This is a genomic window from Flavobacterium branchiarum, assembly GCF_030409845.1.
In the GTDB taxonomy this organism is placed as follows: domain Bacteria; phylum Bacteroidota; class Bacteroidia; order Flavobacteriales; family Flavobacteriaceae; genus Flavobacterium; species Flavobacterium branchiarum.
The window spans coordinates 1588603-1602755 of record NZ_JAUFQQ010000003.1; the positions used below are offsets into that span (position 1 = coordinate 1588603).

Consider the following 14153-nt stretch of genomic DNA (forward strand, 5'->3'; position numbering starts at 1 on the left):
TATTAAAAAAGAAAATTCCAATGAAGTATGTTCTTGGAAAAATAAAAGTTGAACTTATCCTGGTCACTACTTACGCAGTATTCTTTGAAATTTTTCATCATTATTTTATTAATATTTCTGTAGATATTCCTATTGCAGTTCCTACCATTATCGGTACAATTATATCATTATTATTAGCCTTTAAATCCAATCAGGCATACGACAGATGGTGGGAAGCTCGAATTATATGGGGAGCTATTGTAAACGAATCCAGAACTTTGGTGCGACAAGTAATTACATTTTACAAAGACCCAGATTTCTCTGTTGAGGCAAATGATTTTAAAGAAAAGTTTGCCAATAGACAAATTGCTTGGTGTTATAGTTTGGGACAGTCTTTAAGAAATAAAGATGCTATAAAATCGGTAAAGCATTTCTTGACTGAAGAGGAATTGCGTTTTATTCAAAATCATCAACACATTCCGAATGCTATTTTAATGTTACATGCTAAGGATCTTAGCAATGCAAGTAAAGACGGGAAAATGAATTTTTTTCAGGAAGTAGAAATTGATAAAACATTGACACGATTGTGTGATGCTATGGGAAAATGTGAGCGTATTAAAAACACAATTTTTCCAACGACATATAGTATGTATATCCGCTTTACACTGTGTTTGTTTGTATTCTTATTGCCTTTTGGATTAAATAATTTATTGAGTTGGTACGCTGTCCCATTGACAATAACTATAAGTACTGCTTTTTTCCTTATCGAAAAAATGGCAATTCATTTGCAGGATCCTTTCGAAAATAGACCAACAGATACACCTGTTACTGCAATTTCGAATACTATCGAAAAAAATCTAACTCAAATGATAAATGAATATCGAAATGAATTTGCATTTAAAAAGGGGGTAGATGAAAAAATTGAGATAAAAAGAAAAGAAAGCAATGCCTATTTTATTTTGTAAAGTAACAAAGATTTTAGTTTCAAAACAGAACTCAGTTCATATGATTATTCAATAATTGTATGAACTTTTTTTTGTCTGATGAAAAATCACTTTCTAATAAGTGAAAAATAGTTTTAAACTCGCTACAAGAATTGAAGAGATATTAGTAACACCTTGTCAGTTATAGTTTTATTTGTTGTTAGATTGTCGAGCTACTCGCGGTGATTACTTCGTCTATTCGCTATCGCTTGGGTCTTCCTTCGTCAGAAAGACAAGTTTGTGAATGGTTTGTGATAAAAAGAATCTCCACAACATGCTAACACAATGTTTTTGTTTAATTGCCTCCTGCTTTAGCTGGAGGTTTACAAAAGAGAAGTGAAAAAAGGCTTTAGCCAAAAAAACTTCTGCTCAGTCTTGTATTTCTTCATCAGAAAGACACCTTTGCGAGTGTTTTAGACACTATCCAATTCTTTTACAAAAGATACAATGTGTGTAATTTTTACCCAATTTGGGTAACAGGTATACACTAAAAATGTGCAATTACTATCGTAATTGGCTCATTTTCTATTAAAAATGGAAATGGCACAAGGCTTGCTAAGTATGATTTGTTCCTTCTTTTACACAATGTAATTTGATTGTTTTATTTCAAAAATAACGTCAAAAAAAAAATAAAAGAATGAACATTTTAATAAGAGCCGTAGAACAGAAAACGATAGTAATACAAGAATACAAGCATGAAAACTGAAACAATTTCAAAGCAATTATACGCTGCAAACAGCGCTACAAGCACAAATGAACATTCTTCTTCAATTCCTTTTTTTGGAGTTAATAGTAAATCAATAAAAAAGGCATTAAAGATAAACTCAACACCATTAGGATTTATTGTACTAATAAGCAGTTTTATATTAATGCTTACGGGAGCTTTTCTTGTTTATAAATACCAAGCCGACTTTGATCAATTTCATATTGACCGAATAAACTCAACATGGGGATATCCGTTTTTGGTAATTGCGACAGTCTTTTTTGTATTTAAGGCAGGAGTTTTTCTATATAATTTATTCCTTTATTTTCAATACAAACCTATTGAGTCAGTTAGCGATGAGTTATTGCCTACCTGTACAGTAATTGTTCCTGCTTACAACGAAGGGAAACTAGTTTTAGATACTTTAATAAGTTTAGCAGAAAGTGATTTTCCAGAACAAAAAATGCAAATCCTTGCTATTGATGACGGAAGTAAAGATGATACTTGGTACTGGATGCAACAAGCAAAAATAAAATTAGGAGATAGATTGTCAATTTATCAGCAACCTAAAAACCAAGGGAAACGTCATGCACTTTACCGTGGATTTGAATTAGGAACGGGAGAAATTTTTGTAACTGTAGATAGTGATTCAGTTGTGAAAAAAGACACAATGAGAAACTTAGTTAGTCCATTTATTACCAATAAAAATTGTGGAGCAGTAGCAGGAAACGTTCTAGTTTTAAATAACAAAAAAGCGATACTTCCAAAAATGCTTAATGTAAGTTTTGTAATGAGTTTTGAATTTGCTCGTTCTGCAGAGAGCGTTTTAGGTTCGGTATTATGTACTCCAGGAGCTTTGGCTGCTTACCGTAGTGACGCTGTATATGAGTGTCTTCCAGAATGGATTAATCAAACTTTTATGGGACAACCTTCTGATATTGGTGAAGACCGTGCAATGACGAATATGATTTTAAAACAGGGACGTCAAGTATTGTTTCAAAGAAACTCATATGTATTAACCAATGTACCTGAAGAGTATACAGGATTGTATAAAATGTTTATCAGATGGGGTAGAAGTAATGTACGTGAGAATCTAATGATGGCAAAATATGTTTTCAAAGACTTTAGAAAAGGATCTAAAATTGGTACAAGATTATTGTTTTTAGATCAATCAATAAAAATTGTAATGGCATTACCATTTGTCTTGTTCATGTTTTATTTTATAGCAGTACATCCAATATTATTTTTTGGTTCTACACTTTTAAGCATCATGATTGTATCAAGTTTCTCTGCTTTATTTTATGCTAAAAGACATAGTGTGTCAGAAGCGTTTTGGGCGTATTCATATAGTATTCTTTTTACTTTTGGATTATTTTGGATAACACCTTATGCGTTGCTTACTGCCAATAAAAGTGGTTGGCTAACACGTGGTTTGGCTCAAGGGAAGTAAATAAATAACAAATAAAATAAAAATGCTCGAATGTACATCAGTTGTATATTCGAGCATTTTTTTGTTAGATAAAAACAAGTTTAACCTGTTCTATTTATTTCAATATAATCGAAGCAGTTGTTTCTCTAATAAAAATTAAGGCATCAAAATCAATACCGGGCTTCATAGGTAACGCTATTGTATTGGTCCAGTTAGAGTATATATTGGTTATGTTACCATTGGCATTATAAAATGGACTTTCTTCGGTAGTGTTGAATGAAATAAAGAAATTAGGATACTTGGCTTCAGCAAACAAAGCCGAATACGATTTTGGCAATGCTTCAAAGGTGCGTTGTACGTAATTATTCCCTTCTAAAACAGTAACATTTCCTTTATAAGTATCAAAACCAATTGCGTAATATTCATTGCCATATTTTTGTTTTAGATGATAACCCATTCCTTCCGCTTTAGGCATATTGGTATCTTTAGCAAAATGAATATTATGTCCCCAAATAATCGTTTTGTTTTTATTCTCTTGTTGAAAGTCGGTTAGATTCTCAGCCATAAACTGATCTCTAGCCAAAGGATTTGAAACTAGCGTGCTTTGGTACAGAAGTGATATGTATCTTTTAAACTCGTTATGCTCTTTACTTGTAGAAGCACCTTTTAGTTTTATTTCAGTATTTAAATGAGAGATAATTGCTGTTTCGGCATCAGATAATTCATATATAGGAAAATCAGGAGTAGCAATCTTTTTTAAAACAGGTATTGCAGCTTGTCCATTAGTATAATGAGAAGCATTTTTCAGTAAGTAAGCACTACAAAAGTTGGCAGAAGCATCAACATCCGATTTAATATAATTAGTGTCAAAGCCAAAAAGAGTAACTTTATCTTTCAAGGTTTTAGAGGCATTATATGTTTTTACCCATTCGAATAAATCATATATTTCGCTTGTATTAAATAAGCGGAGTGGCTTCATGAGTTGTTTTAAATCGCCTTTTCCAGTCAATAAATAAGCATTAATTGGAGCCATTGCTGAATATCCAAACTCGAAACCAATCGTCTTATATTGAGCATTTGTAACCAGGTATTTAATAATGCGATTCTTTTCAGTATAGAATTCATGAGTGCCATGAGAAGCTTCTCCTAACCCACAAATTTTATTATCCTTAAGCTGATTCGTTAATTGAGAATAGAAGATTTTATTGTCATCCTCATTGTTAGTAATTGATACTGCATGAGAATTTATCCAGTTCAAGGATTGCCCTTGCGCAAAAGTACAAACGGTAAAAAAGCAACTGAACAAAGCGGAGAAAAGGAAGTTTTTGGTCATATACTGGTTTTTGGACTACTAAAATACAAATAATAATTATATTAAGTGCTTCATAATAAGTATGTAAAGCAAAGTCGCCAAGCTGTAACGTCTATATACAAATTCCTCAGCGCCTTCGTGACTTTGCGTGGGAATTGGTATAAAGGTTGAAAATAGTAAATTCAATGTCTCTAAGTCAGGATTACCATTGAGTTCTTGTAATAATTTAAAAAAGCACCTTGAATACTGTGCGGAATAAATCTCTCGCAAAGTTGTAAAGACGCCAAGCTGTAACGTTTATATACAAATTCCTCTGCGACTTCGCGCCTTTGCGTGAGAATTGGTATAAAGGTTGAAAATAGTAAATTCAATGTCTCTAAGTCAGGATTACCATTGAGTTCTTGTAATAATTTAAAAAAGCACCTTTAATACTGTGCGGAATAAATCTCTCGCAAAGTTGTAAAGACGCCAAGCTGTAAGGTTTATATACAAATTCCTCTGCGACTTCGCGCCTTTGCGTGAGAATTGGTATAAAGGTTGAAAATAGTAAATTCAATGTCTCTAAGTCAGGATTACCATTGAGTTCTTGTAATAATTTAAAAAAGCACCTTTAATACTGTGCGGAATAAATCTCTCGCAAAGTTGTAAAGACGCCAAGCTGTAAGGTTTATATACAAATTCCTCTGCGACTTCGCGCCTTTGCGTGAGAATTGGTATAAAGGTTGAAAATAATAAATTCAATGTCTCTAAGTTAGGATTACCATTGAGTTCTTGTAATAATTTAAAAAAGCACCTTGAATACTGTGCGGAATAAATCTCTCGCAAAGTTGTAAAGACGCCAAGCAGTAAGGTTTATATACAAATTCCTCTGCGACTTCGCGCCTTTGCGTGAGAATTGGTATAAAGGTTGAAAATAGTAAATTCAATGTCTCTAAGTCAGGATTGCCATTGAGTTCTTGTAATAATTTAAAAAAGCACCTTGAATACTGTGCGGAATAAATCTCTCGCAAAGTTGTAAAGACGCCAAGCAGTAAGGTTTATATACAAATTCCTCTGCGACTTCGCGCCTTTGCGTGAGAATTGGTATAAAGGTTGAAAATAGTAAATTCAATGTCTCTAAGTCAGGATTGCCATTGAGTTCTTACAATAATTTAAAATAGTACCTTTAATGTTGTGTGGAATAAATCTCTCGCCAATTCGCGGAGACGCCAAGCAGTAACGTTTATATACAATTTCCTGTACGACTTCGCGCCTTTGCGTGAGAATTGGTATAAAGGTTGAAAATAGTAAATTCAATGTCTCTAAGTCAGGATTACCATTGAGTTCTTGTAATAATTTAAAAAAGCACCTTTAATACTGTGCGGAATAAATCTCTCGCAAAGTTGTAAAGACGCCAAGCTGTAACGTTTATATACAAATTCCTCTGCGACTTCGCGCCTTTGCGTGAGAATTGGTATGAAGGTTGAAAATAATAAATTCAATGTCTCTAAGTCAGGATTACCATTGAGTTCTTGTAATAATTTAAAAAAGCACCTTTAATACTGTGCGGAATAAATCTCTCGCCAATTCGCGGAGACGCCAAGCAGTAACGTTTATATACAATTTCCTGTACGACTTCGCGCCTTTGCGTGAGAATTGGTATAAAGGTTGAAAATAGTAAATTCAATGTCTCTAATTCAGGATTGCCATTGAGTTCTTGTAATAATTTAAAAAAGCACCTTTAATACTGTGCGAAATAAATCTCTCGCCAATTCGCGGAGACGCCAAGCTGTAACGTTTATATACAATTTCCTGTACGACTTCGCGGCTTTGTTTGAAAATCGATATATCAAGATAGAAAAACAGTAAATTCTAATTCCCTTTAATTCTATTTAATATTCCTTTCATTAAGGCTTTTCCATCGCGTTTTTCTTTAGGAACCTCTTGTGCTCTTAGTTTTCCGTTTTCTTCTTTAAAAACATAACTAAAAGCAAATTGTGGTTGTTTTGGATCCTTGGTAAGCAGTCCAAATCGCAAATCATTAAAGTGATATTCATTATCTTTTTTAGTTATGATATACCAACCTTCACTTACTTTTTTTAAGGTTTCAAAATCGGGATTACCAGCGAGTTGTTGTGATAAACTATTGTTTTTTTCATAGCGCTCAAAAGTAATTGGCTGACTATCAAAAAGAGAATAATCACCTAATAAATAGGCATCTTTAGTAGCCACATTGGCATTCCATAAAATACAATTGAAGGCAGTAGGTTTTACAATGAGATCATTATAAGTTATATGTTGTTCTTGTAATGCATTTTTGAATTGTTGCAACGCATACAATTTTAAGCCACATGTTAGCAAAAGATACAGCGAACTGATGTATATACCACGCAAAACATATTTTTTTCGTTGCAAAAAAGTAGGTTTTCGCCATGCTAAAATCAAATAGACAAGCAGTGGAAGCGTATACAAAGGATCAATTACAAAAATAGTTTTCAAGGCAATTCGGTCAGGAAAAGGCCAAAAGATTTGTGTTCCCCAAGAAGTAAACATATCTAAAAGAACATGGGTAAACAAACACCAAAACACCATCAAAGAAGCAGTGCGAAAATTAATTTTTCCCCGTTCTATTTTGGCAATAGCCCAGCCTAAAATAGGTGAAAGTAATCCGAAAAACAGCAGGGAATGACTCAGTCCTCTATGTATTGCTACACCGTTAACAGGATTTAAAAATTGTCCAAAAACAACATCAAGATCAGGGATGGTTCCTAAAACAGCACCATATAAAATAGTTTTTCGATGTAGCTTTTCGCCTGCGCATAATTCGGCAGTTGCAATTCCTAGCACAATCTGAGTAAAAGAATCCATGAGGTAAGTATTGAGTTGCAAATTTAAACAGAAAGAAGCCTTATTCTGTCGCCTCTAAAATAGTTTTTTATTCTTAGGTTTTAATCAATAGTACAGAAGAATATAACTAAACTAGCTTCACAATGTTTGGGTAAAGTGGTTTATGATAATAGCACTTTGAATGCAATTACTTTGTCAATTGACTTCACTCGGGTCGTAAAAGTGGTATTTAACACATAGAAACATAGTCCTGATTTATCGGAATAGAATTGGTAGCAAAGGTGATTTAAGAAAAATATTTTTTTTCGCATAGCTTATGTGATTTATTTTAAGTGAAACGTCTTTTAGAATCTGTTAAGCTATGTTTCTATGCGTTAAAATAATTATACCCAACGGATCAGAAATAATAATTTATTTATAATTGATTGTTGCTATTTGTTTTACAAAATAATACCTAAATTTAGATAGAAAATCTCCCTTATGAATAAAATCACATATACTCTCATTGGTCTTTTTACTGTAGGTATTTTATTGTTTACAGCACGAATTTATTCAGAAGAAGCAAAACCTAAAACAGTTGCATTTAAAGCAAAGAAATATCCGCCAGGGATATTGTTATCTTTTGATGATAACTATGTTGAAGATTGGTATAATGCCGAAAAAAGATTGCATCATCTCGGATGGAAAGCTACTTTCTTTGTATGTAAATACGATTCGTTGACAGCTATACAAAAGAAAAAATTGCACTACTTGCAAGATGTGGGACACGATATAGCGGCACATGGATACAATCATGAAAATGCACTAAAATATTCGGCTGCTCATGGACTCACTGCCTATATAGATAATGATATAATTCCTCTAAAAAAAATTATGGATAAAGATGGATTTAATATCCGTTCTTTTGCTTATCCCGATGGAGCACGTGATGCTGCATTAGACAAAGAATTATTAAAATATTTTGACATTATACGAGGTACTACTTACGGAATGCTAGCTCCTGAGTCGCAGTATTGTTATTATGAAGGAAATAGGGTAATTTATGGTTTGGGGATCGATGACGATTATAAACAGTTTAATGTTGACTATTATAAACGACTAATGGACTACGCCAAAAAGAAAAATAAAATTGTCATTTTCTATGGTCATAAAACAGTAGATATTGCCGACGAAAAAAACGAAACACCACTTGCAGCATTAGAAGAGCTATGCAAATATGCAGTTGATAATAATCTTAAATTTTATACTATTGATGATTTAAAAAACCTTTGAGATGTATCAAATTTTAAGTTTTTTGTATTGCACTTAGCGGGATAGTAAAAGGAAATATGAGAAAAAGTAAAAGAGAAATCACTTATCGACAAATAATTAATTTTTGTCGGTTGGAGCAGTTCTTTCGTCGGTAGGTTTTTTGATCAAGGTATTGTTCAAATACTTTTGAAGAAAAAATTGAACCTATGTCTCCACTCACACCACTTATTTGGCTTTTAATTATGTTGCCAATTTTTATTTTTGCTTTCATCAATGTTAAAAAAGTAAATCTGAAATTTCTCTTGTTTTTTATTCTATATTTCTTAGCCGATTGTTATTTGCAACAGTTTAGCAAAGAGTATCTTAGTCTTGAATTTCTTGGGTTGAAATTTACATGGATTGGAAAGTTTTTAAGCTTATTTTTGGCTTTAACTATTATCTTTTCGGTTAGTAAAGAAAACAGAGAAGCCATTGGATTTACCACCAAAAGCAACACAACTAAACAACTGAAATTTGGGATTTTATTTTTCCTTGGTTTTTTACTTTTTGATGTTGTCTTTAAGTTGATTTTGTTTCCAAAAGGAGGAATATTTGATTTAGAAACTTTTGCATTTCAGGCAACCATGCCTGGTTTAACAGAAGAAATCGCGTTTAGAGGAATTGGTTTATGGCTTTTGGATAAAGCATTTTTGCCTAAATGGGATTTTAAAGGAATTAAATTCGGATGGGGATTTTTTATTGTAACTCTATTATTTGGGATTGGCCACGGTGTAGTTCTAACCGCAGACCACCAATTTAAGTTCGATATTATTACGATCGTTTATCTAACCTTAATTTCGTCTTTAAGTCTTGGTGTGCTTCGAAAATTCTCAGGTAATCTTGTTTATCCAATTTTAGGGCACAATATCATTAATTTAATTAATGCGTGTATCAGAATATTATAATTAAAGAAACATTTTTAAAAACTATATATAAATTTGTTTCTTATAAAATGGACTTAATGCAAGACACAAAAATTTTCTCCAATTACTTAGTCAGCAAAATAGCAGCGTTTAATTTTGAAGAATTTCAGACTACGAGAAATCGGATAGCACTGCATGTTTTTATGTGGCTTAGCTTTTCAATATTGTTAATTCTAAGTTACGTACTAGCATATCAACTGACCTATTTCAATGCTTTCATTTTAACAGTTAGAATGACAGCAGTAAATATGATTGTGTTTTACATGTTCTTTTATTTGATGTTGCCCATGATTTTTTCGGGAGGTAAGACCAGAATGTTGCTTTTGTTGCTAGTTACTTTTATCGTTTCTATTTTTGTTTGGATGGCAGGAACCTATTTTTTTTCGTTGCTCTATCATTCACTCGGGTACGAAATTGGTAAAGGAGAACTTAAAGGAGCTATACAAATGGCCGCGAATCAAACGTTTTTAGAAGCAATTTCGGTAAGGCGTATGTTCTCACAAGCATTCATTATTATTACACTATTATCACCTTTCTTTTTTGTCAAAATCCTATTTGAAATCTCTAAACTGTATAGTAAAACTTTAAAAATTCAGAATCAGAAAGCAGCCTTAGAAATTCAAAATATTAATATCGAAAAAAACTTTCTCAAGGCGCAACTCAATCCGCATTTTCTGTTTAATACATTAAATAATCTGTATGGACTTTGTATTAAAAAAGAGGATAGTGCACCAGAATTTATCCTGAATCTTTCGGATATAATGAGTTATACGCTTTATGAATCGAATACTGAAAAAGTCGCGCTAGAAAAGGAATTGGATTTTATAAAAAATTATTTCGAATTAGAAAAGATGCGGTATTCTGCAACTAAGAATATTCAACTTAACATACCAAAAGACATTCATTTATCAGGATTGTATATTGCGCCATTACTGACTTTTACATTTGTAGAAAACGCATTTAAATATGGATTAAAAGGAAACGAAGAACAGTTTGTCTCTTTAGAAATAAAAGTTCAGGATAATAAGTTCCATTTTCAACTTCAAAATGATGTAGAACAAGGAATAAAAGACAATGAATTTGGTGGTATCGGTATTACAAATGTTCGTAAACGGTTGCAACTATTGTATCCGAGCAAGCACCAATTAGATATTGAAAATTTAGGCACAAAATTTAGTGTCAATTTAATAATAGATTTAGACTAATGAATAAATTAATTTGCATCATTATAGATGATGAGCCACTAGGGAGATCGGTTATAGAAACATTCGTTAAAGAAATTCCCTATCTAGAGTTAGTTGCCTCGTTTGAGGATCCAGTTGACGCATTGACGTATTTACATAATAATGTAGTAGATATAGTTTTTAGTGATATTCAAATGCCGAAAATAACGGGCATGGAATTGCTACGTTCGTTAGTATATCCGCCTGTGGTGATATTCATTACAGCACATCGTGATTTTGCATTGGATGGCTTCGAAGCTGGTGTAACAGATTATTTGGTTAAGCCAGTTCGATTTGATCGTTTTTTGAAGGCAGTTAATAGAGCAAAAGAGAAAATTTCGTTAAGTCAAGTAGCAACAATACAGCAACAAATTCATACTGATAGAATATTTATAAAATCAGAAGGAAAGTTGGTAAAGATTTTATTTGATGAAATTTTATATATAGAGGCTCAAGGCGATTATCTTAAAATTATTATTCCTTCGGGAACATTTACAACGCAAGTGACTCTTAAAGCGATGGAAGAAATCCTGAACCTTCCAAACTTTTTTCGGGTACAGCGTTCTTTTATTCTCAATTTAGAAGCCGTGAGAAGTATTAATGGGAATACAGTAGAACTTACAAATGGCAAATCGATTGCAATAGCTTTGAATAAAAAAGAGGAACTTTTTAGTTTATTAGGCATAAAATAAAAAAATAGAAGATGTCTTACTTAAGAATATCTTCTGTTTTTTTAGTTAAGATTTGATTGTGATTAACCTTAAATTTATTATTCGTTTACGATGTTATCAAATTAATTATATCATTTATGAAAAAGGATAGGATATAGTAATGCTAAGCTATTGAATTCCTTTCTTTTTTACTTCAAATTGAAAATTTTCGACACCTAACAAGCCATCACCGCTTACGCCTTCGATATTTACTAAAAACGGGGTGTTAATATCCGAACAAAAAAAGGTTACTGTTGCCTCACCTTGCTCATTAGTAATGATATCTGGTTTCCAATACAAAGTGTTACGGTAATCCGGAGTAGGATCAGTCAATGTTACTTCATCATACAATGCTTCATAGAATACTTTCTTTCCATAATAGCCTTTGATTGCAACAGTATTGAACTTTGCCAGAAGTTCTGATTCGGTTAATTGTGCGTTATAGGCATTATCTTGGGCAGGGGGGTGTTTAGGGCAATTTACTATTCCATTTAGACATACATAATCAGTAGAAGGTTTTACTTTGGCTAAACTGTCCAGCCTTCCTATAAACTTATCCCGAAATACTATCTTCTTCTTTGAAGAGATCAAAACTTCATTCAATTTGTTTATTTCTGGGCGATCGGTAAATTTTGGTGCAACTTCAGTTTTGACTTCTAATTTTGCAGGTATTGGATAAAGCGTTGTTTTGATTTTACGTTCCTCGTTGATGTTTTCAAACGAAAAATCCTTGGTATCAATTCTGTATTTAGATTCTTCAGGAGCAAGCAATTTTAGGTACGTATAACCTCCTTCTCCTTTTTTTAAATCATTTGGAGTAATAATAAAAGTTCCGTCTGAATTAGCAATTAAAACATCAGCTGCTCTGTTTTTATCGGCAGAAGAGATTGTTACCCCTTGTGGCTGTGGTTCTTTTGGTTTCGAACTAGCGTTTTTTAAACTGATTTTAGCTTTTTGTTCGTCAAAAACAATTGGACTTAATGTATTGCCTTGTTCTTTTAAATTGGATTCGTCCCACACATAATTTCGCCATCCCTGAGTAAGTAACAATTGGTTTAATGCCTGTTCTCGGTCTTTATTCTGTTCGTTAAAATAATATTCGGGAGCATACACACTGCCTTTTAATTGAGTAGAAAGAAAATAGTGCGTAAGTATGTTTTTAGAGTCTCGTTTGTTTTGGTATAATTCATCATAGACACTCAGTCCCAAATGGGCTTTAGTGGGTTGTGCGTTTTGATCTGTTACTTTTATTTTTAGCGTTACTTTCTCTCTTGTAGCATAGTTTTTTTTATCAAGTTCTACCACAATATTTAATTTCTGGTCTTGATTTACATAAACCAATCGTTCTGCTTCGGGTACTGAATTCCCATTAAAAAGGGTAACTTCTGCTACGCCTTGTGGAATATCTTTTAAAGGGAGTTTAATTATTAATTCTTTTTTCAGTAAGCCTCTTGCAATACTGTACGCTATTCCTCGTGCTTGCAATCTTAAACTTATATTTTCTTCATTTAAAGTCTCGCTTTGTGAAACTTTGAACGTTAAGAATTCTTTTGTCTGTTCTATTAATTGAAGTGCTTTACCGCTTTGAGATATTTTTACCAAAGAAAATTGTTCTTTAGATGCTGGTGTTGTGAGTTGAATATGGTATTTTTTAGTTGCGTCGGGTGTAAAAACGAAGCTTCCCATACCAGCATGACTACTTTTAAAATCAAGCAAAGGGACATTGTTTTCATACAAGCTACCCGAGACATCCACAGGCAGACCATTTGAATCGATGGCCTTAAACGCTAATCTAGACTTAATTCCTGAGATCAGGTTTCCTCCTTCTGGAAAAGTAGTAAATTGCAAAGTGCTCTCTTTTTGAATCGGATTAACAATTGCTTTACTGCTTATTGATTTTACTACCTCCAATTTCCTTACGGCGTAGAATTCTTTTGTGTTTTTTGTATACGAAAAAGAGCTGTAGGCAGCTAGGGTATAAGTGCCCTCTGTTAATTTACTATCCAAAAAGAGATGGCCATTCACAAAGCCGTTTTCTATTTCATATTTCTTTTCCCAAACAACCTTATCTGTTTTGTCTTCTATCAATTGCACAAACAGTATTTTACTTCGATCTGAGGGCGTAAGATAGTGTGCATCCAAAACATATCCTTTAAACCAAACATCTTCTTCTGTTTCGTAAATGCTTTTGCTAGTTTGCAGATATACTAAATCTGAAGCAGTATTTCTGGTTAGACTATGCAGTTGTTCAACTAATTGATCTGTTTTTATATCGTTTTGTGAAAACAAAGGCAAGGAACAAAACAGGAAAAAGAAAAGGATTTTTTTGATCATATTTTAATTTAATAATGCTTTGTAGTTTTTGCAATAATTCACTGGATTAAATGATTGTACTATAAAAAAATACTCTTTAAATCTCAGATGATTTAACTAAACGCTACGTTATGAGTTGTTTTGATAAAAATACAGATATTTTCTTATTCTTAATGAATTTTGAATGATTTTGATACAAGGATGCCATTTTTTTAGGAAAACTATTAAAACTACTTTCAGTTAGTTTAATAGTTACTACTTTTTTAGGTTTTTATTTTGTTTATTCTGTTGATATTTAAGAAGTTTGTTTTTTAATCAACTCCTTTTTTCTTTTAGTAGCATTATTTTACAACTACAACCTTATATCTTTATATTTGCAAATTCGCATAATTTAGCAAAACCGTGATGATTTTATAAAGCACGTTCTTTAGGGCGAAATTCCAAATTTGACTGACTTTAAAA

9 protein-coding genes are annotated in these 14153 nt (G+C 32.5%); 6 read left to right on the top strand and 3 right to left on the bottom strand.

Annotated features, from left to right (window positions below):
• The first annotated feature begins 20 nt into the window (after positions 1–20).
• The gene (locus tag QWY99_RS07670; RefSeq protein ID WP_290263378.1) at positions 21–944 is read left to right on the top strand and encodes a bestrophin family protein; all 924 of its coding nucleotides are present in this window, start codon (positions 21–23) and stop codon (positions 942–944) included.
• Positions 945–1657: 713 nt separating this feature from the next.
• Entirely contained in the window at positions 1658–3115 is a 1458-nt protein-coding gene (locus QWY99_RS07675; protein ID WP_290263381.1) for a glycosyltransferase family 2 protein, read from the top strand.
• Positions 3116–3209: 94 nt separating this feature from the next.
• On the opposite strand, the gene QWY99_RS07680 is transcribed toward QWY99_RS07675, so the two are convergent.
• Together QWY99_RS07680 and QWY99_RS07685 are read right to left on the bottom strand one after the other, a co-directional pair.
• On the bottom strand, positions 3210–4427 hold the full coding sequence (locus QWY99_RS07680) for an erythromycin esterase family protein (RefSeq protein WP_290263382.1): 1218 nt from the start codon (positions 4425–4427) through the stop codon (positions 3210–3212).
• 1830 nt (positions 4428–6257) lie between these two features.
• The gene (locus QWY99_RS07685; protein ID WP_290263384.1) at positions 6258–7253 is read right to left on the bottom strand and encodes a metal-dependent hydrolase; all 996 of its coding nucleotides are present in this window, start codon (positions 7251–7253) and stop codon (positions 6258–6260) included.
• Positions 7254–7712: 459 nt separating this feature from the next.
• Between QWY99_RS07685 and QWY99_RS07690 the strand changes: the two genes are divergently transcribed.
• From QWY99_RS07690 to QWY99_RS07705, 4 genes are all read left to right on the top strand, one after another.
• On the top strand, positions 7713–8504 hold the full coding sequence (locus QWY99_RS07690; protein ID WP_290263386.1) for a polysaccharide deacetylase family protein: 792 nt from the start codon (positions 7713–7715) through the stop codon (positions 8502–8504).
• A 185-nt stretch (positions 8505–8689) separates the two neighbouring features.
• Positions 8690–9427 carry a CPBP family intramembrane glutamic endopeptidase gene (locus QWY99_RS07695; RefSeq protein WP_290263388.1) on the top strand — a complete coding sequence of 246 codons (738 nt, stop codon included), beginning with the start codon at positions 8690–8692 and terminating at the stop codon, positions 9425–9427.
• A gap of 251 nt (positions 9428–9678) precedes the next feature.
• Positions 9679–10650 carry a sensor histidine kinase gene (locus QWY99_RS07700; protein WP_290263390.1) on the top strand — a complete coding sequence of 324 codons (972 nt, stop codon included), beginning with the start codon at positions 9679–9681 and terminating at the stop codon, positions 10648–10650.
• Positions 10650–11360: a LytR/AlgR family response regulator transcription factor gene (locus tag QWY99_RS07705; protein ID WP_290263393.1), complete on the top strand. Its 711-nt coding sequence runs from the start codon at positions 10650–10652 to the stop codon at positions 11358–11360. Before QWY99_RS07700 ends, QWY99_RS07705 begins: the two co-directional genes overlap by 1 nt.
• A 147-nt stretch (positions 11361–11507) precedes the next feature.
• On the opposite strand, the gene QWY99_RS07710 is transcribed toward QWY99_RS07705, so the two are convergent.
• The gene (locus QWY99_RS07710) at positions 11508–13712 is read right to left on the bottom strand and encodes a hypothetical protein (RefSeq protein WP_290263395.1); all 2205 of its coding nucleotides are present in this window, start codon (positions 13710–13712) and stop codon (positions 11508–11510) included.
• Positions 13713–14153 lie beyond the last annotated feature (441 nt).